We start from the raw sequence: 247 nt of genomic DNA on the forward strand, positions 1-247 counted from the left end.
GGGATGCTGAGATTTCTACCAGGGCATCATCCCTTTACCATTTGATTGACTTGCATGGTAAAACAGTGACCTCCATTGTGAACAAAGCTGAGCCTCTAGAAGCTCACCTGACCCTTACACCAGTAAAAAAGGATGAACCTCCCATTGAGGAAAAGAACATTAACTCATCAGATGGTGGTGCATTGGAAAAAAAGGATGCTTCAAGATCACACAGGAAAAATGGTTTTGCAAGACCACTCTTGAAATG

The 247-nt window shown here is 42.5% G+C and carries 1 protein-coding gene; it reads left to right on the plus strand.

Translation table 11 applies throughout. The annotated features are described in order from the left end of the window. On the plus strand, positions 1-247 hold a 247-nt coding region (locus tag L9G74_RS24550; RefSeq protein WP_238898907.1), incomplete at both ends, for a hypothetical protein.

The organism is Shewanella electrica (assembly GCF_022321485.1).
Taxonomy (GTDB): domain Bacteria; phylum Pseudomonadota; class Gammaproteobacteria; order Enterobacterales; family Shewanellaceae; genus Shewanella; species Shewanella electrica.